This window comes from Njordella aestuarii, assembly GCF_056494165.1.
In genome coordinates, this window is record NZ_CM151397.1 from 2388163 (window position 1) to 2414158 (window position 25996).

Consider the following 25996-nt stretch of genomic DNA (forward strand, 5'->3'; position numbering starts at 1 on the left):
CTTATTGGGGCTCGGTCATCGCTACCGTTATCCACCTATGGTCACACCGCAATGCGATTCTCGATTTCTCAACTGATGATCGCAATTTTGGCGATCTCTCTTGCGATTGGGATCGGCTACCCATCACTTCAATTCCTTCTTTACGAAAATGTCAACTTTTCCTACGACCGTGACCAAACCATCGAATACATTCAATCGGCAACGTCGGGGAAATTGAAAAAGCAATTGCTTGACACCGTGACGCAGCTATCTGTTTGGGATGATGACGGATTCATAATTGTTGACGCAAAATTGTCGAACAATTCAATCCATGTTGAGCTTATCTCGAACACTCTTCATCCGCCGGAATGGATGAACATCAAACTTGACTCGGGAAAATCTATCGATGTACACGCGAACGAGATCAAAACGACCGGTACATACTATTTCCACGGCGACATAACTATCGACAATAGAATTAAAGGTTCTGCTACAATTGACTCAATTCAATTCCGACGTGGGAACTCGCAGTGCAACCGGTTCACGTTTGCTGATTCTCAACACGGTGGATAACTTTGCGTTCGACCGAAGCGGCGGGAGAACGCGTGAATTAATAAAAAACAAGTTGGCCGCCGCTCGGTCAACGCTAACGTTCTGCCTTTTAACAAAGTACACACAGCCATGGCGAAGAACATGCTGGAAAACATCTCGGACGGGCAAACCGATTTGGTCGTAGACTTTGTTAGTCTTGGCAACTCAGCCAAAACACTAAATGATGAAGGCGTGGCTCTGATTCAATTGTGTGCCTACTACGGTGACGTTACGGCAATCAAATTTCTTATTCGCAACGGCGAAACTGTTTCTACCCTTGGCGATAATCTTGATTTGAATGGGGCTGTGTTCCATGGACACCCACGTCTTTGTCAATTTCTCATTGAACAAGGAGCGGACGTGAATAGAGCTATGGTCGAAACAGGTGAGACTCCGCTTCATTCGGCTCTTTGCACTTCCGATCGAAGAAACCATGACCCTGTCGTCAAGATTCTGCTCGCAAACGGCGCGAATCCGAACTGTGCCACAGAAGCGTCAGTAGCCACAGAAGCTTTCATGCGTGACATTAGGACGCGGGCTGAAACACCGCTTCATCGAGCCGCCGCATTTGGAACCGAAGAAACGATTCAAATGCTACTTGATGCTGGTGCTCACAAAGATGCAAAGGACATGAATGGTGATTCGCCACTAACATGGGCGAGTTGGCATTTGCGTCCTCGTTCAATCTTGCGATTGCTTTGCTACGGAGACTACCGAGTGCGATGACGGTTAAGGCAGAACAAAATGTTGGACCGAAGCCCCCGACGGTCCGTTTCAAAATGGAAGCCTTGTTGGCGGGGGCTCGGTCAACATGGTCGTTATGTGCCCTAGACCATGACCGAACTTCCCCACGAAACGCACGAACGAATCAAGAAACTCAGCGCCGACGGTGATGCACTTGCCGAGGCGGAGCGGTATGCAGACGCGCTCACGAAATACTGGGCCGCGTGGGATCTGCTGCCCGAACCTCAAACCGATTGGGACGCGGCAACGTGGCTGCTCGCTGCAATTGGCGACGCCAACTTTCTCGGCGGCGACTACAACGCTTGTCGCGATAACTTGTCCCTCGCCATGCACTGCCCCGACGCAATCGGCAACCCATTCCTTCATCTCCGACTTGGACAATGCCAACTCGAACTCGGAAACGAAGAGCGCGCGGCCGATGAGTTAGCGCGGGCCTATATGGCGGAAGGCCACGTTATTTTCGAAGATCAGGATCCAAAGTACCTCTCGTTTCTGAAGACCAAACTCGAGCCCCCACCAGGCGGTTGGGCAGACGAAAAGAAGAAGCCATGGTGGAAGCCGTGGTGAAATCACGGCACATAACAAGCGCATGCAACGGAGCCGGCGGTCGGGTCGGTTTTGAAATCAACGCATCTTGCGCCGGCCCGCTGATGCGTAACGTTCTGCTCGATATGAATCCATACGAATCGACAAATCCGATATTGGAAGACGCGAACAAAACGACGGATGCCGCGGATAAATCGGGCACGCTCGCAACGAAACGGACAGGTTTTCGTTACCGCCTGATACCGGCGACGTTGTGCTATTTGATCGGCGGGCTGATCTTGGTGGCGATCCCAATTGGCATCTACGCGAACTTCGATTCAGACTCTATTGCGATCGATTTTAAGGCCCCAACTCCTTACTTGCTCCTCGATGTCTTTTTCCTCTGTGCGCCGGTTGTTTTCTTCTTTGCTGGTGTCTTGCTATTAATCGCGGGAAAAAACTGGTATCGAGGCAATTGGTGGCGCGCTGGTGGGTTCACGATTGCAGCCGTCGCGGTAACGCAATCGTTTACATTTTCCTTCGACTATCTAGAGACGTGGGGCGGTAACATCTATTAGAATGGAAGGCGAGCAGAACCAAGCGATGAAACGAAGTCGCCGAGCTCAGACTAATTTTACATCAATACCAAACCCGGCGACTCGCTTATCGCCACCGTTCGCCAACAAAGAGATTGCGATGGAACAATCGCTTCGCCAATGGCTGATTGACCGAGATGAAGCTGCCATCGACGATGCATTCTTCGACAACAGTTGCCCGCACTTCTTTGCCGTCGATTGGGGCGAAGATGATGCTGAGATCGCGCAATACTGCGCTGACTGCCTCGGTGATGACTCGATCCGCGCCGAATGGCAGGACGATACGCTTGTGATCATCCGCGACGACAAGGAGACGACGGTTCCACTGACGAATGATCAAGGCGACCGAGATGTCACAATTCGCACGTTGAATGACGTACTTCAGCCAAACCACGAAATCCGCCTGTTGGTGTGTACTCATGGCAGCGATACGGCCGGATTCGCTGTGTTGCCCGCTGCTGATTGGCAATTACTGGATTCCGAACTACCTGAATCCGTCAATGCAAACTTCATTAAGCTGGCTTTACTTCCGAACATATTCACGGAAATGACGGACGAGCATCTCCCGGATCTGGCACGTGCCCGCTTCCAACGAATGCTTGAACGCAATCGGCAACCGTAGCCGCCCGCGATGTTGGCGAACCATCGCATGCACGGGAGCGGCGGTGGCCAGCCGGTTTTGAAATCAACGTAAACTCCCGCCGCCCCGTGATGCGGGTCGTTCGTCAACAAAGCAACATGGGCAACCGGTGTCGCGTACAATCGAACGCAACAACACGTGCTTATAGTGCCCGTGGCTCCCGGGAGACTCGATGAATGTCGTACGAAGCCGTGTTTTGGATGATGCTTGCAACGTGGGTGGTTTCATTGTTGTATCCGTGGCACCCATCATGGCCAAAAGCCAGATGGCTAGTCCATTTGCCTTGGGCACTCATTCCGATGTGGGCTTGGTATGAGTCGTTGATGCCGTCAAGCATGAACATCCGCATTGACCTGCTTTTGATATTTGGCGAAGTGGGGCTTCTGTTTGTTGTCTACATCGTACGATTGATTATGTTTCGGACTGTATTTCGTTCAAACGACTCAAAACAGGCAACAGGGAATTCTGACACGTGATCGACAGGATCATATTGACGAACATCTACATGGCCTTTGAAGTCAAGTAGTACGTACGGGTAGACACGGTAAAAGTTGCCATTTTTTTGTAGCTTGGTTTCGTGAGTTCCCTTTCGCCTTCGCCCTTCACTCACAGTTGCGTTGGTGAAGGGCGAAGGCGAAAGGGAACGGACCAACTCGAATCAGTTCCGAATTTTCTATCACTCAGATCGAAACGGTTGTTCTTGTTCCCTTTTGTCGAGCTCGGAGCTTGCACTCTGTCACCCGACCCCTTTGGCTACGGTACTGGCTTGGCTTTTCCTGGGGGGAGTCCACTCGCGGGCCGAGCTGATGCTAGCGGTTGTCTTGCGCGTTTCCTTGTCGCTGAACTGCCCCGCTCGCCGCAGCGAGTCGGAACACGTGCTTCCCAGCAAGGCGGTTGCGTTCAAACATCTACCGGTGCTCTGCCAAACAACGCCGTGAAGCATTGCTCGGTGTCGGTCTGCGGCTGCTCCGAGGAGCTTACCACATTTCAATTGACCGACCGCATAGAAACTCATTCTGACCTGCTCGCTGCTATTCAATAGGGTTGGCTTTCCGGCCACGCACGCTCTTTACGAGTCACGCAGACGCGGTTCCAGTTCGGGTTCAGCTAGTCGCTCAGGTGCAACGTTTGCCTCAGTTCGGTGGAGTACTCCTAGTCTTCTGGATAGTTCTACTGGTTGGTTCTCTTCTGTAAGTAAAACGCTTCGCCAAGCCTCCAATCAATGCGCGTAAGCTCGAAACATGCGTCCGAGGAAAGCCTTTCAGGTCAGGCGGCTCCTCAGGGAGCCTCTGCCTACAACGACGGGTTCTTTCGCAGCTCTCTTAAAACGGCTCTGTTTCCTAGTGGCTTAGTTCGCCGGCCTGGCTAGCTTGGCGAAGCGAGTTCTCTTGTGTGTTAGGTTCCTATCATTAAGGTGGTGTGTAAAACAAAGCTGCTTCGTTGATTTTTAGCTGAGTAAGCGGTTGAGGTCGAAGACTTGACGACGTCTAAGCATAAAGTAGACGGCCCGACCAAGCTTGACGGCCAAGATCGAGTTGGCTCGAGCCACTCCGTGCTTGCGTTCGATTCGCTGGCAGAAGGCTTTCACTTCTGGCGACTGGCGTTTGATCAGCGGTACGATTTCGCTGAACGCCCACTTGCGATACGCGTTGCCAATCTTGCGACCGGGCGAACCGTAGTTCTTGCCTGCTGAAGTATGCTGACCGCGAACCAGCCGAGCATAGGAGAGGAACTTCCCGACTTCACCAAAGCGTCGGATGTTGTGGATCTCGTAGAGGATCGTCATCGCGATAATGCGTCCAACGCCGGGGATTGTTTGTAGCAAGAAGAAGTTGTTAGGGTCGTGAACTTTGGCAGACCGCTCGAGGAAGACTTCCAGGCGTTTGATGTGTTGATCGTAGTCGTGAAGCAGTCCTAGGTCGGTTTCGACGGAGAAGTGCAGTGAGGGATCGGTGAAGGCATCGGCGACTCCGGCGCGGTTACTTGCATACTGGAGCTTTTTGGTCGGTGGCAAGTTGGCTTGATGATGCAGGTGGGTTAATTGCGTGAGCGTTTCGCCTCGGCGGCGTACCAGATGCATGCGTCGCCGCAGCAGATCACGAGTGCTGCGCCAGGCGGCGGGATAAGCGTAGGCGACGGCAAAGTTTCCACCGCGAAGCAGGTAGGCGAGTTTTTCGGAATCGATCGCATCGTTTTTGACTTTGCCGGCATGGATAGCGCGTAGATAGAGGGCGTGGCCCAGTACAAAATGGATGCGTTGAGCTTCGCACAGGTCGCAGAGCCAGTACCAGTTGAAGGTCGATTCGCATCCGATGACGAGGTTGGAGCGAAAGGGCAGTAGTTTTTCGAGGAAGGTGGCGGTATCGCGGGTATGGAAGTTCGCGTGGAGTCGTTTTTCTCCTTGGGAATCGACGACGCAGGCGTACATACTGTTGGCGTGTAGGTCGATTCCGCAGTAGAATTGATGCTGATTTTGATAGAATTTCATCGTGCGTGTCTTCTTGGGTTGAGGGTGAAACAGTTTTAGCCAGCGATAGATTTCGCTTTGGAGTGTAAGCTCCATTGACGAATGTTTTACAGCTCCGACTGTAATGGAAAAACTGCCTCACCCAAGGAGGCCATGATGAGTATCAAAGCATTCCACCACAGCCCGCGACGGTGATTTGCTGTATGGATAACCGATCGCGCGGGCGTGGTGAATGCCACCGTCCGCCGACAGAATTGCATCGCAGACTCAAATGGATACCTTTGACCAAATCTGGGAGTCTTCACGGACCAACTCGCTGTCATCGATGTATCCTGCTGCGGTTTGGTGCGGTGCTGGAATCCTGGTCGCGCTCACCGTCATCAAGAATCGCTGGTTGCGTCGCATTGGCAAACTCGCTGCGATCTTTGGCTTTGCGATACTTGCAACCGAGTTTTCCGCACAAGAAATCCACGAAAAATGGCGGCTACGACGTGAATGGGCTGATCTACATCCTGCCCAGATGACAGAAGACGGCTTGCAAGCACTTACTGTTGATGGCGCTAACTTGACCCTCGGACCGTTGATCTATGGCTTCCAAACGTTTCTGGTCTTCGTGGGTATTGCGGTCGTCTTGTCGGTACTGCGTGCCCTGCTCAGATCCCGAAGCAAAGACACGATGACCGACCCCAACGATCAACCTACACCTACCGAAATCGAAGCTGAATTTTCCGAGAATCCGCATCATCCACCGAACGTTGTAACCTGACACAGGAGCGGCGAACCAAGCGATGCACGAATCGAACTGGAAATAGTTGAAGACGAGTGAGTGTGAATCTCACCTGAGTAGCTGCTAGCCAGAGGCTCAGTATCTAGGCTTGCAACCAGCGTATAAGGCGCCTTGCCGAAGTCGCTGGTTGATGTGTAGTCAAGACAGGTAGCGAGGAAAAACGGTATCGGACTTGCGCACCACCCAACCCGACCGAGCTCGCCTCAGTCGAAGCGGGATCGAAACCAGCTTAACGCATCACTGCACTTGCGTCACGGCTGGGCTTTCCCCGGTCGAACGATGATCTAATCACTGCGGTTGGATCATCAATCCACCAAGTCAAGCTTGGTGGTGAAACAAACCAGATCGGTTGGTGTTGAGCGATGCTTTGACTGGTCATGATCATAAATCCACCAAGACGAGCTTGGTGGCGACTTCAAAGTATTCGAAGTTGCACTTAGTCGACTTTGTGCTTTTTGAAGAGCGTGGTAGGGCAGGTTCGCTCGGTGGCAGCATTGAGTAACTGATGTTTGCGAGTTTCAGAGTCAAAAAAGCAGCACATGGTGTTGAACTTACCGAGGTCAAGAGCGAGAATCTCTATAGTTCATGTTCCTAGGGTTTGGCCATAGAAGAATGTCAGCGAGGATTTTTCAAGCAACTCGCCATCACGGGCCCGAGTCGCCAGATTTTAATCAAATGACTCCGACCCCAAACCCAGGGCTTACATGGATTCTTTAACCTATAGAAAAATGATGTTCTCCTCGTCTTACGCAAAACGTTTGGCTGCACTTGGCGTTGAGCCACCGGACGACGATGTGCTTTGCGACATCACACAAATCGAAACACGGGCTTCGGTTCAACTTCCAAAGACGTACAAGCGGTTCCTCAAGCAATGTGGCGGATGGTGGGGTGATCTTGTTTGCGACTGTACAGTGCCTACTCCATTTGGTTCGCACATAGTTGCCGGTTTCCATGAAGCTGATGAAGTTTTCGCACTTCTCGACTCCAACATTGCGCCTCGGAATACCATTACGATTGCCGTTGGCCATCTCGGACAATATACGCTTCTATCTGTCGCGGGAATCGATTACGGTGCCGTTTACGCGTTTGACTCAGAATTTCGCTCACGTTGGTCGGACGAAAGATTCTATCAACGCTATAATGCGATCGCCGATGAAATTGAGGCATATCTAGAGCTTCGTCGGAAGGGGAGCTTGCCGGAAAAGCATGACTCGTATGATTCCCTGTATCATGTTGCAAATGACTTTGACGAATTCATCGCGAAATGCAAGCCCGCTGGAAGAGACGGGTAACCATCGCAATCGGGATAGGGCCTCGGATTGCTCCGAGGGGCCCTCCCTCAACACCTGGTATGCGGGACCGCTACTTGTGCCGTTTCGTCCCCAGGATGCAAGCTCTTCATTCGCTAGTGATTCATTTGGTATATTGACTCCTGAAAAGATGCCGAAACTAAGTACAGGGGACTTACACCCCACATGATCACGCCCATCGTTGGGAGTACTGCACCGGAGTTGCGGCTTCGTTCCAACTTGCTAAAAGATCAACAACCGCAACTCGGTGATTTCAAACGTTCGTTGCGGTAGAATGCTGACATGGATACCGTATACATCGAAACATCAGTTGTCAGCCACGCGACTGCATGGCCAAGCAAAAATCCCGCAATCGCGGTCCTGCAGGCTCAAGCAAAGCAATGGCTAGAAACGGAGGCTCCGAAGTTTCAACTGGTAACTTCTCAATTCGTCATTGACGAAGCGTCTCGTGGTGATCCAGATGCGGCCAAACGGAGGTTGGCCGCCCTTGAGAATGTTGGACTTCTATTGCCTGACCCGGACGTGGAATCGCTCGCCGACAAAATCGTCACCGGTTGCATGATGCCGCGCAAAGCGAGATTAGACGCTTTGCATGTTGCCTCCGCCGTGCTAGCTGGGGTAGACTACTTGTTGACACAAAATTGTCGTCACATCGCGAACGCAACCGAACTTCCGCGACTCTATCGTTTACTGGAAGATCTGCAACTGCCGCGGATTTTGGTCTGCACACCAATTCAATTTTTGGGAGACCCTGAGAATGACATCTAATCCAATTCTGGACGAGATTCATGCCACACGCGAGAAACTCTTGGCCGAGCACGGTGGAGACCTTCATGCCTACGTTGAGGCGGCGCGGCAACGTGCTCTTGAATCAGGACGTCCCATCTACCAAGCTAAGCAACGAAGAAAGCATTGCATCGAAGTCGCCGACCAACCGCCTTCTGATGGTAGCTCATCAACGGCGAGTCGTTGAATGCCGCCAACTATGAAGTCCTGGGTTTGCAAGTGGCGGGGGCAACTGTTTTTTGAAGGTTTGTGTTTTACATAATAGTGCTTCCCGGAAGGTGCCTTTTTTGGCGAGCTTCAAAGGTACAGACTTAACGCAAGCTCTAACGATCTATAGCAAGGATGGTTGATTAGGCGACTATTCGAGGTGCGAACACTTTTCACTCTGATGTGCCTGTGCGTTCCAGGTCGCGTTCCCTCAGTCAACTTTTAACGGTGCTGAGTCGATTGGATTGGTCTTGTCCTTGGTTTCGATCGTTGTGCTCGGCTAAACGGGCTCCGGTCAAGTGGTTAGTAAAGTGGTGTAAAGGGCGAGCAAGGCCGATTCGTTCGTCGATGTCAACTTGCTTGGTGACGGCATCGAGTTGCGTAAGTTCTAGATCGTGCCAGGTCGACACTTGCGTGTTAAATGTGCACTGTATTGTTAGATGAGCGGATGGGCCTGAAGAACCATAGCAACAATCCGCGTATCGACTTGCGCATCACGCAACCCGACCGAGCTCGCCTCGGTCGAAACGGGATCATAACCAGCCTAACGCATCACTGCACTTACGTCACGACTGGGCTTGCCCCGGTTGAACGATGATCTAATCACTGCGGTTGGATCATCAATCCACCAAGTCAAGCTTGGTGGTGAAACAAACCAGATCGGTTGGTGCTGAGCAACGCTTTGACTGGTCATGATCATAAATCCACCAAGACGAGCTTGGTGGTGACTTCAAAGTATTCGAAGTTGCACTTAATCGATCCCCATTAGCTGAAGTGCGCGACTTGTTTGGTGATTAGGGCCCAGATCAAATAACTCAAAAACGACGCTGTCGTATTATAGATCGAGTTCTGCTTTCCAAAGCTCCTTGTCGTTGCATTCCTGAAGTGGTTTTCGAAAGGAGTCGATCCGTTGCCGACCTGTGTTCCAAGCTTTTTCACCGGAGTCGATGGAGATTCCGTGGTTGACGAACCAGGAGCGAATGGTGCACTTCATTTTGTTGACACGGGAGTCGAGGGTCGTGCGATATTTCACGAGGGAGCGAAACTCCCGATGTGCTTCGCTGGGCATCTGGCGGTGTTATGAACTAACAGTGCTACGAACTGGTTGCACCGAAGTATTCGCGGAAGAATTGGTGGCGGTCGCCTTCGCAGCGGACGTAGTTTACCATCGCTAACAACTTTTGCTGGTCGGACGTTCTCTTCGCCGACAACGTCTTGGCATCCATTAACTCGCGTGGCAGCGGTCCAACTCGATCGACTACCAAAGGCTCAAGCGTTCCGTCGATGACGTCGTATCTTACAAACATCCCCAGAGCGGTCTCCAACCGACGATCATGCTTCTGCTTTGCATGCAGCTTCTCACGAAGCCACTCTAACCCGAACGCATTCACCGCGTCGCGGTCATGCTCGAGCAGATCGTGCAGTCGAGCGTAAAAATCTACATCTGGATTGCTCCAATGAAGAAACTCCATGTGAGTCGCCAAATCATTTTGGTCGTATAACAATTCGCATATCGATGGCAAACCATCACGACCCGCCCGCCCGATCTCCTGGTAGTAAGCTTCGACCGAATTCGGGACTTCGGCGTGCGTGACAAAGCGAATGTTAGGTTTATCAATACCCATCCCAAACGCCGGCGTTGCGAGTACCAGCGAACTATCGTCGTCAATGAACTGCTCTTGCACACGCCTTCGCACATTACGCGGCAAATCGCCGTGATAATTCAAATGGGGAATACGCAGAGTCTGCAAATGGTCGCTAAAGCGCTCGAGCGTTCGAATCAAGGTGAAGTAAAAGATCCCCGAACCGCGGCACTCTTGCTGAGTTCGCATCAACGTTTCCAGTTTATCGTCGTCCGACCAAACCTCAGAAACTCGCAAGTCAAGATTGTCACGCTGTATCCCCGAATTGAAAACACGAACCTGATCGGGAGTAAGGCCCAACTGCGCGATAATGTCCGTTTGCACTTCAGGCGTCGCGGTCGCAGTGAAAGCAGCGGTCAGTGGGTTACCAATCGACGCGCGAATCTCAACCAGTCGCGAGTAGTCAGGCCGAAAGTCATGTCCCCACTGGCTGATACAGTGCGCTTCGTCAACAACCAACAATACTACATTGCGTTTCTGAATGACTTCTATGAACTCAGACTTGCGGAAACGCTCTGGAGTCAAGTAGACGAGCCTAAAACCACCCTCGCCAATCTGCTTGTAGCGCGATCGGCGCTCTTCGCCGCTTAACGACGAGTTGATAAAAGTTGCATCGACGCCCTTACGCACGAGTGCATCGACTTGGTCCTTCATCAATGCAATCAGCGGCGACAGGACGAGTGCCAGCGATGACTTTTCCGAAGCGTCCGTCAATGCAAGTGCTGGTAACTGGTAGCACAGCGACTTGCCTCCGCCGGTTGGCATGAGCGTCAGGGAATGCTGGCCGGAAAGAATGTGGCTGACGATCGCCTCTTGATGCGGGCGGAAAGATTCGTGACCGAAAACTTCGCGCAGCAACTCGATGCTCTGTAGACTCAAACCGAACGACTTTCAAGATTGCAAAGACAAGGTGAACCGCCGCGGCGGGCTACTATAACTTACCGTCGATCGCCATTTGATGGAAAAAGTGAGGCACTTTATCTTGGTTTTCCAGCAGCCAGTCAATGGACGGCTCGTCATTCATTGCTTTCGCGATAGCCTTTGTTGTGGCTTCGCGATTGGTGGCGAACAGAACCTCCGGATCATACTCTTCTTTCACGATAGAAGGATCCAGCCACACGGAAACGATAATCCCCAGCTCATTGGCCAGTTCTTTCGGAATATGACCAGCGCGGACGGCATCCAAAACGCCGTGTGCAATCGCAGCTTGGACGGTGCCCATGAGGATGTTCGTGTACTTTTCATTGTTGACGGTAACCTTGCTGACCATCACCGTCACTGGCCGAATCTGCACGTCGCAGTTCAAGATCGCGAACACTTTACTGTGCCCTTTGACTTGGTTTCCGATCATGTTTGCAATCGAGTAGCCGACTGGCCCGCTGAGCTGGCCGATCACGACCTCGGGTTCGGCCGCAGACCACGGCGCATCGGCCTCTACCAAAGCCTCGCCTGTTTTTAGAATGACGGGCTGCAGCTTACGCTTCGCCGTTGCAGAACTCTTAGCCTTGACGTTGTTGGGTTTCTTCTTTGCCATAATGAAGTGTTACTCTCTGGAGGAAGGGCGTACGCTGAACGCGATTGTGTTTGAAGTTTAATGTTTAAATAACAGGTTATCGATCAACCGAGTCGTGCCGACACGAGCGGCGATCAGCGCGATGGAATCTTCGCAAGCCTGGTCGCTTGGCAAGAGCGTCGTTGAATCGCGCACTACCGCATATTGAATATCAGTGATACCGGCACCCGTGAGTTCGTTTAGCATGATCTCCTCCAGTGCAACTCGGTCAATGATACCGTCTAAGTAAGCGTCATAGCACTTGCGCAGTGCACGGTTAAGCGTGGTAGCCGTCTGGCGTTCTGCTGCAGAAAGGTAGCGATTGCGACTGCTCATGGCCAATCCGTCAGACTCACGGATTGTCGTGCAACCGTGCACGGTAATCGGTAGATTGAAGTCACAGCTCATTTGTCGCAAGACCGCGAATTGCTGGTAGTCCTTGAGGCCAAAGTAGGCGTCGGTCGGTTGGACGATATTGAACAGTTTCAAAACGACAGTGCACACGCCGGCGAAATGGGTCGGCCGAAAATGACCTTCTAACTCGAGTGCAACGCGTGGCGGGACCACGGCAGCCGAACAGCCTTCTGGGTACATTATCGATTCGGTGGGTACAAAGACCGCGTTGCAGCCGATCTCTTCCAGCCTTGCCAAGTCTGTTTCGAGAGTCCGTGGGTATTTCGCAAAATCTTCTTGCGGGGCAAACTGCGTGGGGTTGACGAAGATCGTCGCGATTACGAATTCGCACTCTTGAATTGCCCGTTCGACCAGGGACAGATGGCCATCGTGAAGAGCACCCATCGTGGGGACGATCCCGACCGCTTTGCCCTGGCTTTTTGCAGCGTCAACGATCCGCCGAGTCTCCTCGATCGAGTGCAAAAGCTTCATTTGATTTTGGATTCCGACGGGCATTGATGGCCGAACCGAGTGCTTTTAGTGCGTTTTGTGAATAAGACAACGCGACTATTTTAGCTTGATAAGCCAAACGCACTAGGGAAGCTTTGCGAGAAGAGTAAGCTCGGGGCGATCATTCCCGGCCCGATTTTCTAAGAGATTTAGCAGCAGTATCCCTTAACCGTTTCACGCTGTGCTAAAAATCCCAGTGTGGGGTTAGATCCAGTTCAACGGCTTTGGCTACTTTCAAGCAGAGCCGTTTATTTTCTGCGACGGCGTTCTTACTCGCGTCGATCGCTTTCTGAATGGCGGCTTCTTTGTCGCCAGAAGAGGCCAGGGCAAACGCAAGCGCAAGCTGCGCGGACCAGTCTGCGTCTCCTGTTTTGTTATTTGCTCGCTCCGCTTCGTCGAGCGCAAGTTCGGCTCCTTGCTTGAAACTGCTCTGATGCATGCTGACCGCTAGCGCGATTGATCTGCGCGAGTCCACTTCAAAGTTAGGTGAGCTGGTCAAGAGTCGCCAGTCCTTCACCGCTTGTTCCGGTTGCTTTAGAAACGCGTTCGTCTGCGCTCGCAACAAAAAGATGTACGGATTCTTTGGATCCAGTTGCATTGCAAGCGTGAACTGTTCGGCCGCTAGCTTGGAAGGCAACCCTGTCCGAGCGTAGATCTCGCCCCGAATCGCAAGAGCCAGCGGAGCCAGATAGCTCTTTTCGGCAACTAATTGATCAGCAAGAATTTCCGCATTTTGGTAGTCTCCCAGACGCAATTGTGTAACAACCAACAAGATGCGAGCAGTCGGGAACTTTTTAACTAAGGTCAGTATCTGAGACTCGGCATCCTTTAACTCCGTGTCGCTGCGAACTCGAGTGAAATCAGCATGCTTCAGAATTTCGGCGTTGATCTCATTCCATTTTTGTTCGAGCCCCTGCTGTTGCTTTTGCAAGATTTGCAGTTGAGCAAGAGCTCGCCGCATCATTCGCTCTAAGCTCGCGTATTCATTCCTCTGCAACGACCTCTCGGCGCCGAGCGTTTGAAGATCCATTGATGTTCGATCTATTACAGTCTGCAACGCTGTGAGATCTTTCATCAGTTCGTTTCTTTTACTAGGATCAAACTGGTTTCGATCTTCGGGCACCGGATACTTGGCAAGCAACTCTTCGATGCTCTTTTGAACGTTCTGGCTTTGCGTGTCGGTGGCGTACTGGGTTTGCATACCCATCGCCTGCAGGTTCACCATTGCCTGATTGCAGGCAACCAGTTCCGCGTTTGCTTTCGCAGTACCTGCGTTCACCTGGACCGTCAAAGCGTCGTAGCTGTCAATTTGCTTTCTAAGCTGGCCGATCGCGTTGCCGTAATAGGTCATTCGTTTGTAATCAGCTTCTTGGGCATAACAAACGTCTAAGACAGAACCAGCAATCGGACTCGCCAGCAGACCAGCAAGGAACAGCTTGCCCAATTTGAATATCTTAGCCATTCGTACGCCGCTCCGCTGAACAGCTCGGCTGACCACATGCTGCCAGCCGTGCTCGAAAATCGTCAAAACTCGCCGCCTAAAAGTCTTCTATCTAAGAGTATCGCATTCTCTGCAAAAAATGTCAAAAAATTTGACTTGACGGGTCGAATCTGATCCAATAACTGAAGTTCGGTTCGATAAAGAATCACTCTCAAGTCTTTGTAAGGATCAGCGCAATGCGAGTCTCGTCCCTCTCCGTGTTATCATTGCTTGTGTGCGTCTCGTCGGCAACCGCTGCCGAACCGGAAAGTCTAGTCAGTCTTGAGGCGATCCTGCAAAAGGAGTCTGAAGGCCTGCCGGTAAATCGGCGCGACAGTTTGCAAGGTTTAGACGAAGCGAATGAAGCGAGTAAATGGCAATCAGGCTTCGTAAACTTAAACCGCAAGTGGCAAGCAAGTGACTCGCTTAGTGAGTCTTCTAAGAAATATGACGAATACATCGCTCGACGTGCGAAGGCCCCGCAAACGGCAGACGCTCAATACCTGCTAGGTGTTTGGTGCCAGAAGAACAAACTCGCCAGTCAATACTCCGCACAGATGTATGCGGCGTTAAAGTGTGATCCCAATCACTTGGGTGCGCGTAACGCGTTGGGGCATGTGTTCGTCGATGGCCGGTGGTTTACGCCAGCTGACCTCAAACACGCGCACGATCAGAAATTACTCGTTAAAGAATCGTATGAAAAATGGGGACCAAAAGTCAAATCGATCGCCTTTAACATGACGCAAGGCGACGATGAAAACAAAAAGGCGGCATTTGAAACTCTTCAACAAATAGAAGATCCCGCTGCCGTGTTAGCGTTGGAAGCGGCCGCTCATTACTTGGACGAAAACAACAGCCTGCCTTTCGTGTCCGCAATCGGTAAGCAGAAACATCCGATCGCTGCTATATCGCTCGCCCGCATAGCCATGTCGTCCAATTCCTTAAAGGTGCAGGAACTTGCTATCACCCAACTGCGGAAGTTTCCACTTGAAGCATTTGTTCCTGACGTCATCAATCTGCTTAAAACTCCTGTCGAGTATTCTTCTGAGGCCGTTTTGTCTCCACAGGGGCAACTGGTGATCAACAGATATCTTGCGCAGGAGGAGATGCAAGCTGTCCGCTATCACAAGCACCAAACTGCGTCCGGCGTTGCTGTGGGTAGTTCTTCCATCGAGCAGACGTCGGATATTGAAGCTCCGCACTTCTTTTTCTACCGCGGTTTTGTTGACGTTAAAGGTTCCGACGTTCAGGGAAACGATTTCTGGCGTGATGGTAGGTGGGAGAGCATCGATGTGAACCAACTATCGCAAGACATGCACACATTGAGCTTCCAAAAAATCAAAAGCGAAGCCGAAAGAAACGCACACGCACAGCAACTCAACCAGCTCAAAGTACATCAGGCCCAGGTAGCTATGCGGCGTGAAATGATCGCCACCGAAGCGGCCTTTAAGCAGCAGCTTGAACTTGCCAACGAGCAGCAGAAAATTTTGGACGCTAAGGTCTACACATTGCTTGAACAGGCTACGGGTGTTTCCAACGGACCAGATGCCAGAGCATGGTGGGATTGGTGGCAAGACCATAACGAACGATACTCCGACAATTCGTCGAAGCCCTACTATACCACCTATAGTAAAGAGCAAGGTCCAAACGCGTACGTGCACGGAACTTCGTCGGCTCCAGTGCAACCTCGGCTGAACTTTAGCTGCTTGGTGAAAGGTTCGCTCGTCTCGACGTCGAATGGCCTGACGGCGATCGAGAAGATTCAAGTTGGTGACTTGGTACTGGCCAAGGATGCTGAAACCGGCGAGCTGGCACTGAAGCCGGTGCTGCTGACTACGATTCGTCCTCCTAAAGCGACGATTAAAGTGCATACCGACAAGGAAATGTACCAGTCGACGGCTGGCCATCGTTGGTGGGTTTCCGGCAAAGGCTGGTTGATGACCAAGGAGCTTGAGCCTGGCATGAACCTGCATACGACAACCGGTACCGCAACCATCCGCGAAATCGTTGCCGATGAAAATCCGCAGCCGACGTATAACTTAGTTGTGGAAGACTTCCACACCTATTTTGTCGGTGAAGATCAGATTCTCAGCTACGACAATACGATGCCTACGCCGACTTTGAACACCGTCCCTGGCTTCAAGGTCGCGACGAAGTAGACACCATCTTGCAACCAATTTCACACATTGCAGCGTCTCGGTGAGACGCTGAATCAGTCGTCAGAGAGACTTGATTCGGAGAGGCTTGATTATGTGGGATTGGGACAACCATGAGGGTTTTCTGTTGTCAGCAGCTTCTTTGCCCGGCCTTAGGTAATGGCGGTGGACGGTTTGCGGTTGAAGAAATCTGCAAAATCGTCAGGATATCGGCGTTGGAGGGCTCGATCTAAGGAACGAGCCTGGTTTCGAGGCCGTTTTATCAAGGCACAGCAAAAGCAATGGCAAAGAAAAGCATCAAGAACGTCGACTGTAGCGGAAAAGTAGTCCTGACTCGCGTCGATTTTAACGTACCGCAAGACGATAACGGCGCGATCACCGACGATCGACGGATCCGCATGGCTTTGCCAACCATCCAGACCATCCTCGATGGCGGCGGAAAATGCGTTTTAATGAGTCATCTTGGCCGACCCAAAGGTAAAGGTCCTGAACCTGAGTTTACGCTTGAGCCAGCGGCCAAACGTTTAGGCGAATTGTTGGGCAAAGCGGTCGTCTTTGCGTCCGACACCGACGGACCAGATGCCGAAGCCAAGATCAAAGCGATGAAGTCTGGCGATGTCGTTGTATTAGAAAACGTGCGATTCAATCCGGGTGAGAAGACTGGCGATCCTGCGTTCGCAGGCAAGCTGGCCGGTTGGGCAGATATCTATTGCAACGATGCGTTCGGAACTTGCCACCGCACCGACGCCTCCATGGTCGCCGTGCCAAAGGCGATGGGAAGCAAGCCGAAGGTAGTCGGCCTGCTGGTCGGAAAAGAGATTCAGTACTTGAGCGATACCCTTGCCAATCCTGCGCGACCGTTTGTTGCAATTTTGGGTGGTGCAAAGGTCAGTGACAAGATCAATGTCATCGACAACCTGCTCGGCATATGCGACCACGTCTTGATTGGCGGCGCTATGGCTTACACTTTCTCGTTGGCACAAGGTGGTAAAGTCGGCGGATCGCTGGTCGAGCCTGACAAGGTTGACTTAGCAAAGAGTTTGCTAGAAAAGGCCGGTGGCAAGATCAAGCTTCCCGTGGATACACATTGCGGCGATGGGTTTTCCAGCGATTGTAACAAGCAAGTTGTCAAAGCTGGTGAGATTGCCGATGGTTTCGAGGGGCTTGATATCGGGCCTGAGACTGAAAAGATTTATTCAGATTTGATCCACAGCGCCAAGACTGTGATTTGGAACGGTCCTATGGGTGTATTCGAAATGCCTCCGTTCGATTCCGGTACCCGCGCGGTTGCACAAGCGATCGCTGACGCTGATTGCACGAGTATCATTGGTGGCGGCGATAGTGCGGCGGCCATTGAGCAGTTGGGGTTTGCTGACCAAGTAACACACGTTTCGACTGGTGGTGGAGCGTCGCTCTCGATGCTCGAAGGCCAACGCTTCGAAGCCGTTGATTTGCTTGACGAAGCCTAATCATTTGCTTTGGCTTCCCGCATCCGGTATCGCAAAGGTGCCGGATGCGGCACTGGATTCTCCATTTTGGCATCCCAAACGAGGATTGCCTTAAGCTAAAGTTGAGATACTTTCTTACCCAACTTGGCGAGTCCTGTGCATCCGAGTGTTCGACAAATGTGCTAGGTTTCGAACTCAGTCAACAAAGTATTTTGAGTAAAGCCGCCGGATTGTCGAGATGTTCCTTAGGGTACAGCGCGGGAGCTTAATTTTCTTGGTCTCTGGAAGTTGCCAAACTTTCGATTCCGAAATCCGCGTCGTACAGATCCAGTAGAATTCTCGACCAATGACACGAAATGTATCGTGTTCAGTTCGAACGGCTTCCAGCATGCCAGCCGTCTTGGCATCCAATTCGTCCGGCATAAAGGCGACGTTGAGCGCGGCGCCACGCGTTTCGTGATCGTCGAACGTTTTTGCGTTTGCGATAGAACTGAGCTCATCGGCGTTTCGCACGAAAACTTCAACTTCGTACCCGAGCGTCTGCTGCAGAGCAATGCTTGCAGTGTTTTCCATCAGGGATTGTTTTCGCTTCGTGCATTCGAAGACAACATTACCGCTTGCGATAAAGGTAGCGACGTTCTGGTGCCCCAACTTCTCAAAGACTTCCGCAAGGACCGGCATTTTAACACGTCTTTTGCCGACATTGATTGCGCTCAAAAACGCTGCATATTTCATGTTTTAGCTGCCGCACCGAACGTCGGAAGAGTTCTTACCTGGTAGTCAAAGCATGCGAATAGAGTATCGGCATTTGTGCTTTCCGTGCAAGACGACCAGCGATGAAAGCCATGATAGCGAAGCACTCGCGATCAACGGCAGAACATTTGAAATTACAGAGTCGCCGACTCGATTTGCGGCGATTTCGCTGAGGCACGAATCTTCAAAAAAGCAATTCCGAGTAAGGCGTAAGCTGGCAAAGCGATCTTGATGTATAGCATGCGACATAAAAGAGTGCAAATGTCCAGCGCAAACTGTTCATTTACGATCGTCTCCTGAGCTTTTGCGTCATCGAAACTTGTTGTGGGCATTCAATTGTAGCTCAACGTCGTTCACCGGGTATGCGAGAAAACGGTGTCTACTGCCAGGCCGCTAAACCGCCCGCTCTAAGGCAAAATGTAGTTAAGGATTATTTGTCACTTCTGTGCAGCTTTTCAAAACTTCCTCGAATCGTTTCCACATCGCCGAGCGCAAAGAACGCAGAATACGAGAAGGATAATCCCGGACTTAATGCGAAAGTTTTCAATGGAGCAATGTAAGAGCAGTCCGATCCAGCGCCGCCTCTGAACCGATAACATGTCGCTTCAGTTGCGCCCGGAACGTAAACCCCAACTCCATTCCCCTCTTTGTCAACGTACGCTGCCCATCCTTCGGCAAGAGTTACCGACTCGTTCGGCCACTCCGGTTGTCTTCGCGTCAGAGGCGCTGCTGTCCAAGGTTCCTCACCGGAGTATGTGACGAGGGTTGATAAAGTAGGATTAACGAATACGGCTGGAGTTTCCTGGTGACGCGCTTCATGAGATCTGTCGCCGTTATAGGTAAATTTGTAGCGAACTCGGACAACAGGCCCGTCCAACTCCACCCATTGCTCCATCGCGCATTCCTCTGCAAGTTGTCCAGAAGCCCATTGTCGCGGAATCGTTTTCACATAGGCGGATGTTTCCGTAGATTTGAACTCAACGACTTTTGCGGCGTGACCCTTGTAATCACCACCCTGAACAGGATTATATCGCCAAGGTTTGTCGACCCATTGCGATCCGTCTTCGTCACCATAGTAAGACTGCTGAACTAGCCGACCGTGATCGTAGTGGTTGAGTGTATTGAAGTCTGACGTCCGAGACGAAAGATGAGCTATCGCCCCGCCGTGCGAGCGTAATAGTCCAACGCGCAAGTCTGCGTTCTGAAGGAACACCCAATCCTCTGCCTCTTGAGACGGCGGCGATTCTTCCGCAACCAGGACGGACGCTATTGTCCAGTACATTCCGATACAAATGAGTAGTCTCAACAGTTGCCCCTCGAATGCATACCAATGAAGCTGACGGAGAGTGCGCGAATGGAATTGCATTTGATTGTGATGAATATTGAAGTCAGGCGAACGCACGAGTGTCACTGTCCACCGAGGATTTCAAGAATTACTGGCCTTCGATCTTCCATGTTGTTTAAAAGTCAAGATGGCCCCGATTGCCGTTCCGAGAGCTACGCCCATTGCCAAGCTCTGGGCCATGTTTCCTGATGACGCTCCGTATGCCGCACCAATGGCGGCGCCGATCGCGATCCCAACTCCTATTCCACTTCCGGATGAACTACTTTTCGGTTTTTTGCTTTTCATTTGATCTGCGTCGCCCATTCTGATGCCTTCAAGATAAAGTGTGGCTTCGTCGTGTATCCAAGTTTCTCGCTTACTATTCGTTCGCTAGCTAGGTTACTTGACAATTTTGACCAGGGTTAAGAGTAATTGTAGTTCATTGGTCAATAAAACTCCGACCTTTAACGATGGACGCGCCAGCGATGCAGCGGCCAGTAAGTGTGAATAACGACTCCTTTTATGTACGATTCAGGAACAGCGAAGGGATTGTGGCCGGGCGCTCCCTGTTCCCATAATCGTGAGTCCTTTGATTGCGCGGAGAAATCGCCAAGCACAAAGTATTCATCGTTGCCAAGTAAGGCGGGACGAGTTTCCGAGCCCCACAAGTCTGGGCCAAACCAACCACGAAGTTCCGACAAGTACTCAATGCCTCTTATTGAATCGGGAGGCGTTTGACGTAGGCCATCGACCCACACGGATCCATCTGCTATGTGGATCTTTTCGCCGGGCAATCCAACCAGACGCTTGACGTAAAGTGTTTCAGGGTCTTCCGGATACTGAAAGACAACCAATTCCCACCTTCGCGGCTCAAGGAACTTTGCGACGACGAAGCGGTCGCCAGTGTAGACCTTGTAAGCGGTGTCCGATGCTCTGGTAACGTGGAAATTGTCACAGATCATAAGTGGTGGTTCTGCTAACCCATACTGCTTGTCTCCGGGTGTGCAGTAACTTGGCTTGCCGCATTCTGAACAGATGCCTTTCCAGTGTTTTCCAACCAACGTCGGAGCCATTGCGTTCGTTGGGACCACGAAAGACTCGTAGAGAAAAGGGCGCAGCACCAGGAAAGAAAAGGAAATCGAAGTGATTGTTGCCACTAAAGTTGGAAGCCACGCCTGAAATGCCCGAAGAAATCGAGCCTTGAACAAAGTGCTAATCACCGCGCATGGAACGATGACGTCCACTGTGAGTTCCACAGGCACGATAACGATTGCTTGAGCATCATAGAAAGATGAAATAAGGAGAAACAGAATGTTAAGCGCGAACTGCACGATGATCACGATCGCAGTTGCGTAGATGACACGCAGTGAGGTCACGTCCGGCACTTTTGCCCAGTGCAACCCGAGTCGAAGGAACAAACCCCAAATCACGATCGATGCGAGCAGCAGGCCAACGAGGATCGCGGCAAAGACGATAGTCGACAACATTTGGAATGAGCTGGCCTTGCGAAATAACGACTGCGACAACCGGGTGGCGGTGATTGATATTCCATTGAAGAAATGCCGACTCTCCAACTATCGGACATCGCATGGTTCTGTCTGCTCAATTGTAACACAGCAAGCTGTGAGCGGTTCGGGGGCCAGGTTCGTTACTAGCAACAGTGTCGCAGTAGACTAAGGGGAGTTGGCAGTCGAGTTGTTCGATTCGTTCGAAAGATCTGCAATAATTCTCTCCTCATGCAACTTGGCACCAGCTTCGTAGGCAGAGCCGACCTAGACGTGGCTCGTCTTTCCTTGTGCGTCAGCCAGTCGCTGACGGAGGTTTGAGCCTTAATCTATGTGTCGTCGATGCCCGACAGTACGATTGCGCGGAACAAGTCGTAGCTCATAGTATCTCAGCGCGGGGCGTTGCCCACGCGGTTAAACGAGTTGTATCGGTCGTTTAACCGCGTGCCCAACGGGCCGCGATCGCTATCCTGGGTGAGCACGTGGTCTGCGTCTCGCGAGAGCGTGGCCAGGAGCAGTTCAAGGAAACGCGTAAGTCAACTGAAATTCCGAATCGTTAATGAGTCATCGCTGCAGAGGAAAATCCGTACCAATAGTAGTGCAAGAGTAGAGTTATGGTGTTAGCCTCGGAGGACGACAAACTGGAACTCAAGAGACCGAGCTACAAAGCTGGTCTACTTTTACCGCGGCTACCGGTCCGTACGACTTGACTTCAAAGACCAGGTAGAGTTCGCGTTAATCTGTGGTTGTTCTTCCCAACAAATGAATACACAAGCGAAACGATACTCGATCGCCAAGTTCAGGTCCAAGGACCTGCTGGGAATCCTGGCTGTTCACGTATGCCATGTAATCTGGGTCAAGCTTATAAGGGTTTGCAGGCCAAGAGATATCTTGATAGATCGTCACTAAGCATGCTACGTTTGCACTTCGTTTGCTTAGCTTCAGCCTTTTGGTCCCTGCAGATGATCCCTCTTCAAAAGATAGCGTCCAACCTTTGGCTTCCGCCCAGCGTTTTAACAACCGTGATTGGTCATATTCATATTTATGCCAAGTGTGTGGTGCGGAAAACGCAAACACCGCAGATTGGTGAGAGTAAGTTTTATGGTCCATCCGGTAATTTCGTGAAGTTGGTAGAATCTGGGCTGGAGGAAATCAGCCATGCAAGACAAAGAATTGTACCAACACATCCTTGGACTCAACAATCCGTGGTCTGTTCAAGAAGTCGTTCTGGATCAAGTAGCCAAAGAGATTGTCGTTCGAGTACACCACCCAGATCAAGCAGCATTCTCGTGCTCGCAGTGTGATCACACTGGCGCATGCTATGATCATGCCGAAGAGCGACGCTGGCGGCATTTGGATTCGTGTCAATTTAAAACAATCCTTGTGGCACGTGTTCCGCGCGTCCAATGTCCCACGCATGGTATCAAGAATGTCGCGGTGCCTTGGGCAGAAAAGCATAGCCGGTTCACCTTGCTCTTCGAACGTTTGGCGATCGACGTACTGCGAGCAACGCAAACGGTCAAAGGAGCCATGAACATCTTAGACATTAAATGGGACCAAGCCTGCAACATCCTGCAGCGTGCTGTCGAGCGTGGCCAAGCTCGCAAGCAAGCCAAACCAATCCCGCACCTTGGTATCGATGAAAAAGCTTTTCGCAAAGGTCATAGCTATGTGACAAGGCTCTACGATCTGCAAAACAGTACAGTCGAAGCTATAAGTGAAGGGCATGATGTCGAGAGTGCAAAAGCCTGTTTTTCTCAGCTTTCTGAGGATCAAATCGCTTCAGTACAAGCGATCGCTATGGATATGAGCCCGAGCTTTGTGCGAGCCACCAAAGAAACAATTCCCCTTGCTGAAGAGAAGATCGTGCATGATCGATTTCATGTGATGCAGTTAGCGAACAAGGCGGTTGATAAAGTGCGTCGGCAAGAGCATCGCTCGTTGCTGTCGTTGGGAGATGATCGGCTTAGCAAGACAAAATACTTATGGCTCAAAGGCGAAGAGAGTTTGAGCGAAGCACAAAGCGAAACGTTCGCCTCGATTTATCATGGCACGATGCAAACAGCGAAAGCTTGGTGCTCCAAAGAAATTCTTCGAGGACTTTGGGACCAGTGCGATGCGAGCACAGCGACGCAGTATTTTAACAAGTGGTATCGCAGTGTGATCCATACGAAGCTTGAGCCGATGAAGTCCGTAGCCCGGACGATCAAAGAGCGACTAGGCAACGTAGTTAGTTACTGTACGCATCGGATCACGAACGCCGTGGCCGAAGGGATGAACAGTAAGATCATGTCGATCAAACGGCGAGTAGGCGGCTATCGCAACGTAGAGAACTTCAAGACTGCAGTCTACTTCCACTGCGGCGGATTAGATCTCTACCCACGATAATCCCGGATGGACCAGTTTTATTACTGTAGATAATCTCTACATCTTTCGCAAAGTCGGAGGATACAAGTGCCGTGAAGATCTCGTCTACTGGAATATCAAGTTCGTTTTGCAGCAATAAAGTCTGTCGTCGAGAATCAAACGAAAGGTACTGCAGATAAGCCAACACAAAGGTGCTGATTGAAAACAGGCAACAAAGCGCTACAAGTACTCTAAACCAGCGTGACTTTCGCTGTGTGCTCCGAACAAGCTCATCGACGCTATTAATATTCATTGGAGAGGGCGAAAGTATCTACGTAAGTCCTGGGTTCGGGGCGGGAGTCATTCGATTCAAAATCTGGCGACTCGGGCCTGTAATGGCGAGTTGAGTAAAACAAGCTCGCTTACATTCTTCCAACGCTTTCGTCCTGATCCTAGTGTAATACGGCAGGTTGGCGGAGCCATACGGGTTCTAAGAATTGATCACGAATTGCGTCCTCATCGGATTCTAAAAAAGACCCGTGGTCCATTTCAGTCCAGTACTTGTAGAATTCACGTCGAAGCATCTTGTCGAAAATGGCGAATTTTCCTTCTCGCTCTTGAGCCTTTAACCACTTTAGCTTTGCATCAAAGGCCTCATGTCCAGCCTGCTGAAATAGGATTCTCCCTCCGCCATAGTTCTCGTACAAATGCTTCTGAATTTTCCAGTTCTTCAAAAATACCTTTGCAATTTGGCGGCCCGGTGGATCAAGTTCACTGCGATATTCAATTTCCTCGATTCTAAGTTGTGTCAATTTATCTTCGGAAAGATCTTCATTTCGCAACTGTTCTTGTACGGATTGTAGTTTTCGCCTTATTTCTTCCTCTCTATCACCAAGCTGATCTCGGTACGTTGTCGCAAGTCTTGCAACGAACATGTCAAGCTCCTGCTCCGTTGGTTCTATATCGCTCAAGTGTTGTTCGAAGTATTCGTTCATTACTGGAGTCGCAAAACGCAAGTAAAGCACATCCGCGAGTTCTCTGCCCGAGTGGGTTCGAATGTCATCTCGGTAGAGAGTTATACCAAGCGAATGACCTATCCCATCATCATGTTTTGAAGCTGTATGCGCCAACAAAAATAGTATTGCTGAAGCAGTGATAACGCAGATTGTTACAACGAGTGTACGCATGAACGACTTTCCGTAGCGATTGGGAGTCTCGGTGAGGAAAAACCGTGCGCGTCCCCGGATACTCGCAAATGATTCTAAAATTCAAGCCCACCCGACTCGCGAGATTCGGTTCAAGTGATTGACACCCAATACATTGTTACTTTAAACGTTGCTACCGCCCCAATCATGATACAAAGATTCTGCGTGGAAGGACTCGGTCCGAATGGAAAGGAACCGGAAAAAAATGTATGGGCTATACAATATCCAGCCAATGCTCCAAACGAAATTCGCGCCAAAGCCATTGCTCGGAACGGACGAGGCGTCCAATACAGAAAAAACGCAAATGAAAGACCAAGACCGATAGGGCGTCCAGATAGTGCAGAAACCGTGCAAGCAAAAGTTGCAGTGAAAAAAAGTAGATCGCTAAGCGAAAATTGACGCGTCGATTTCGTGTGTCGGTTTTCGAACATTTCACTAATGTGTTTTGCCCAATGCACGAACGGCAACCAGCACGGAGTGGCCGCAAAAGGTGCATGGTTTTGTTATCGATTTCTCCAGTCAGTATCATCAACCTCGCCAAGGAACTCTGAGTCGTCTGAAGTGATTAAGGCTACGCACTTGCCCTGCTTTCCAAGCCATTTTGCTTCATGCTCGTTGTTACATCGGTACACGATTCTATCACATTCGGAGCAGCTTCGTTGATTCGGAACACGAGTCGGAGTCAGCGAAGCCCATTTTTGCGGACAATTGAATCGGAAGCGAATACTGCAATTCCAAATCTCGGCTTTTGATCCGGGGAAGTATCTCTCGATCTCAAGTTCAAGCACGTCGCGAGGAACAGGAATCCAATCGATTGTTCGATTCAACGCGAATCTTAGTGTTTCCTCATGCTCTATCCGAAACTGAGCGTCATCTGGACAGTAAAGCGTGATGGAATTTCCATGGACTGATTGTGGAAGAACGCAAAATGTGCGAACAACCTTTTCGGGGACCAATGCAAGCGACGATTCTTCAATCTTCGGCAGGTCAGATTCGTTCATTGCTCTTCCCCGATAACGGCTGCGGCAATAGGTCCGCCGCCAAAAAGG

General features: G+C 50.9%; 28 protein-coding genes. 13 read left to right on the top strand and 15 right to left on the bottom strand.

Translation table 11 applies throughout. The annotated features are described in order from the left end of the window. Window positions 1-51: 51 nt before the first annotated feature. The 6 genes from SH451x_RS09280 to SH451x_RS09305 all read left to right on the top strand — a co-directional run bounded on the left by SH451x_RS09280 (window position 52) and on the right by SH451x_RS09305 (window position 3551). The gene (locus SH451x_RS09280; RefSeq protein ID WP_479362174.1) at window positions 52-552 is read left to right on the top strand and encodes a hypothetical protein; all 501 of its coding nucleotides are present in this window, start codon (window positions 52-54) and stop codon (window positions 550-552) included. Between the two features lie 108 nt (window positions 553-660). Then, the gene (locus SH451x_RS09285) at window positions 661-1296 is read left to right on the top strand and encodes an ankyrin repeat domain-containing protein (protein WP_479362175.1); all 636 of its coding nucleotides are present in this window, start codon (window positions 661-663) and stop codon (window positions 1294-1296) included. A 108-nt stretch (window positions 1297-1404) separates the two neighbouring features. Next, complete coding sequence (locus SH451x_RS09290; protein WP_479362176.1) at window positions 1405-1881, top strand: tetratricopeptide repeat protein; 477 nt, start codon at window positions 1405-1407, stop codon at window positions 1879-1881. Continuing rightward, on the top strand, window positions 1863-2417 hold the full coding sequence (locus tag SH451x_RS09295) for a hypothetical protein (protein WP_479362177.1): 555 nt from the start codon (window positions 1863-1865) through the stop codon (window positions 2415-2417). The genes SH451x_RS09290 and SH451x_RS09295 overlap by 19 nt, the downstream gene beginning before the upstream one ends. A gap of 25 nt (window positions 2418-2442) precedes the next feature. Further along, window positions 2443-3057, top strand: coding sequence for a hypothetical protein (locus tag SH451x_RS09300; protein ID WP_479362178.1), 615 nt, complete (start codon window positions 2443-2445; stop codon window positions 3055-3057). A gap of 194 nt (window positions 3058-3251) precedes the next feature. After that, window positions 3252-3551 (top strand): hypothetical protein, encoded by a 300-nt coding sequence (locus SH451x_RS09305; RefSeq protein ID WP_479362179.1) that lies wholly within the window; start codon window positions 3252-3254, stop codon window positions 3549-3551. 260 nt (window positions 3552-3811) lie between these two features. Here the strand turns inward: SH451x_RS09305 and SH451x_RS09310 are convergent, their stop codons facing one another. Both SH451x_RS09310 and SH451x_RS09315 read right to left on the bottom strand, forming a co-directional pair. Further along, entirely contained in the window at window positions 3812-4090 is a 279-nt protein-coding gene (locus SH451x_RS09310) for a hypothetical protein (RefSeq protein ID WP_479362180.1), read from the bottom strand. A 432-nt stretch (window positions 4091-4522) separates the two neighbouring features. Beyond that, window positions 4523-5638, bottom strand: coding sequence for an IS110 family RNA-guided transposase (locus SH451x_RS09315; protein WP_479362181.1), 1116 nt, complete (start codon window positions 5636-5638; stop codon window positions 4523-4525). Between the two features lie 136 nt (window positions 5639-5774). On the opposite strand from SH451x_RS09315, the gene SH451x_RS09320 reads away from it, so the two are divergent. Beyond that, the gene (locus SH451x_RS09320) at window positions 5775-6308 is read left to right on the top strand and encodes a hypothetical protein (protein WP_479362182.1); all 534 of its coding nucleotides are present in this window, start codon (window positions 5775-5777) and stop codon (window positions 6306-6308) included. Between the two features lie 250 nt (window positions 6309-6558). Here the strand turns inward: SH451x_RS09320 and SH451x_RS09325 are convergent, their stop codons facing one another. After that, window positions 6559-6708: a hypothetical protein gene (locus tag SH451x_RS09325; RefSeq protein WP_479362183.1), complete on the bottom strand. Its 150-nt coding sequence runs from the start codon at window positions 6706-6708 to the stop codon at window positions 6559-6561. 349 nt (window positions 6709-7057) lie between these two features. On the opposite strand from SH451x_RS09325, the gene SH451x_RS09330 reads away from it, so the two are divergent. The 3 genes from SH451x_RS09330 to SH451x_RS09340 all read left to right on the top strand — a co-directional run bounded on the left by SH451x_RS09330 (window position 7058) and on the right by SH451x_RS09340 (window position 8612). Continuing rightward, the gene (locus SH451x_RS09330) at window positions 7058-7621 is read left to right on the top strand and encodes an SMI1/KNR4 family protein (protein ID WP_479362184.1); all 564 of its coding nucleotides are present in this window, start codon (window positions 7058-7060) and stop codon (window positions 7619-7621) included. Window positions 7622-7921: 300 nt separating this feature from the next. Then, window positions 7922-8407 carry a type II toxin-antitoxin system VapC family toxin gene (locus SH451x_RS09335; RefSeq protein ID WP_479362185.1) on the top strand — a complete coding sequence of 162 codons (486 nt, stop codon included), beginning with the start codon at window positions 7922-7924 and terminating at the stop codon, window positions 8405-8407. Then, the gene (locus SH451x_RS09340) at window positions 8397-8612 is read left to right on the top strand and encodes a hypothetical protein (RefSeq protein ID WP_479362186.1); all 216 of its coding nucleotides are present in this window, start codon (window positions 8397-8399) and stop codon (window positions 8610-8612) included. The genes SH451x_RS09335 and SH451x_RS09340 overlap by 11 nt, the downstream gene beginning before the upstream one ends. A gap of 564 nt (window positions 8613-9176) precedes the next feature. Here SH451x_RS09340 and SH451x_RS09345 read toward each other — a convergent pair. From SH451x_RS09345 to SH451x_RS09365, 5 genes are all read right to left on the bottom strand, one after another. Beyond that, a complete protein-coding gene (locus SH451x_RS09345; RefSeq protein ID WP_479362187.1) occupies window positions 9177-9326 on the bottom strand; it encodes a hypothetical protein in 150 nt (49 codons plus the stop codon). Between the two features lie 400 nt (window positions 9327-9726). Continuing rightward, on the bottom strand, window positions 9727-11154 hold the full coding sequence (locus SH451x_RS09350) for a RecQ family ATP-dependent DNA helicase (RefSeq protein WP_479362188.1): 1428 nt from the start codon (window positions 11152-11154) through the stop codon (window positions 9727-9729). A 52-nt stretch (window positions 11155-11206) separates the two neighbouring features. Further along, window positions 11207-11809, bottom strand: a complete 603-nt coding sequence (gene fae / locus SH451x_RS09355) for a formaldehyde-activating enzyme (RefSeq protein ID WP_479362189.1) — start codon at window positions 11807-11809, stop codon at window positions 11207-11209. Window positions 11810-11866: 57 nt separating this feature from the next. Then, window positions 11867-12712 carry a pantoate--beta-alanine ligase gene (panC, locus tag SH451x_RS09360; protein WP_479362190.1) on the bottom strand — a complete coding sequence of 282 codons (846 nt, stop codon included), beginning with the start codon at window positions 12710-12712 and terminating at the stop codon, window positions 11867-11869. Between the two features lie 202 nt (window positions 12713-12914). Beyond that, on the bottom strand, window positions 12915-14192 hold the full coding sequence (locus SH451x_RS09365) for a tetratricopeptide repeat protein (protein WP_479362191.1): 1278 nt from the start codon (window positions 14190-14192) through the stop codon (window positions 12915-12917). Window positions 14193-14407: 215 nt separating this feature from the next. On the opposite strand from SH451x_RS09365, the gene SH451x_RS09370 reads away from it, so the two are divergent. Further along, window positions 14408-16369 carry a polymorphic toxin-type HINT domain-containing protein gene (locus SH451x_RS09370; protein WP_479362192.1) on the top strand — a complete coding sequence of 654 codons (1962 nt, stop codon included), beginning with the start codon at window positions 14408-14410 and terminating at the stop codon, window positions 16367-16369. 278 nt (window positions 16370-16647) lie between these two features. After that, window positions 16648-17835, top strand: a complete 1188-nt coding sequence (locus SH451x_RS09375; RefSeq protein ID WP_479362193.1) for a phosphoglycerate kinase — start codon at window positions 16648-16650, stop codon at window positions 17833-17835. Between the two features lie 174 nt (window positions 17836-18009). Here the strand turns inward: SH451x_RS09375 and SH451x_RS09380 are convergent, their stop codons facing one another. The 5 genes from SH451x_RS09380 to SH451x_RS09400 form a co-directional block, all read right to left on the bottom strand. Further along, window positions 18010-18549 carry a DUF1697 domain-containing protein gene (locus SH451x_RS09380; RefSeq protein ID WP_479362195.1) on the bottom strand — a complete coding sequence of 180 codons (540 nt, stop codon included), beginning with the start codon at window positions 18547-18549 and terminating at the stop codon, window positions 18010-18012. Window positions 18550-18701: 152 nt separating this feature from the next. Further along, the gene (locus SH451x_RS09385; RefSeq protein ID WP_479362196.1) at window positions 18702-18899 is read right to left on the bottom strand and encodes a hypothetical protein; all 198 of its coding nucleotides are present in this window, start codon (window positions 18897-18899) and stop codon (window positions 18702-18704) included. A gap of 98 nt (window positions 18900-18997) precedes the next feature. After that, on the bottom strand, window positions 18998-19933 hold the full coding sequence (locus SH451x_RS09390) for a hypothetical protein (protein WP_479362197.1): 936 nt from the start codon (window positions 19931-19933) through the stop codon (window positions 18998-19000). Window positions 19934-20355: 422 nt separating this feature from the next. Continuing rightward, window positions 20356-21378: a signal peptidase I gene (lepB, locus tag SH451x_RS09395; protein WP_479362198.1), complete on the bottom strand. Its 1023-nt coding sequence runs from the start codon at window positions 21376-21378 to the stop codon at window positions 20356-20358. 753 nt (window positions 21379-22131) lie between these two features. Beyond that, window positions 22132-22506: a hypothetical protein gene (locus tag SH451x_RS09400; protein ID WP_479362199.1), complete on the bottom strand. Its 375-nt coding sequence runs from the start codon at window positions 22504-22506 to the stop codon at window positions 22132-22134. A gap of 48 nt (window positions 22507-22554) precedes the next feature. Here SH451x_RS09400 and SH451x_RS09405 point away from each other — a divergent pair, with 48 nt between their 5' ends. Next, complete coding sequence (locus SH451x_RS09405) at window positions 22555-23784, top strand: ISL3 family transposase (protein ID WP_479362200.1); 1230 nt, start codon at window positions 22555-22557, stop codon at window positions 23782-23784. A gap of 410 nt (window positions 23785-24194) precedes the next feature. Here the strand turns inward: SH451x_RS09405 and SH451x_RS09410 are convergent, their stop codons facing one another. Further along, window positions 24195-24929, bottom strand: coding sequence for a hypothetical protein (locus SH451x_RS09410; protein ID WP_479362201.1), 735 nt, complete (start codon window positions 24927-24929; stop codon window positions 24195-24197). A gap of 521 nt (window positions 24930-25450) precedes the next feature. Continuing rightward, window positions 25451-25948 (bottom strand): GspE/PulE/PilB domain-containing protein, encoded by a 498-nt coding sequence (locus SH451x_RS09415; RefSeq protein ID WP_479362202.1) that lies wholly within the window; start codon window positions 25946-25948, stop codon window positions 25451-25453. Window positions 25949-25996 lie beyond the last annotated feature (48 nt).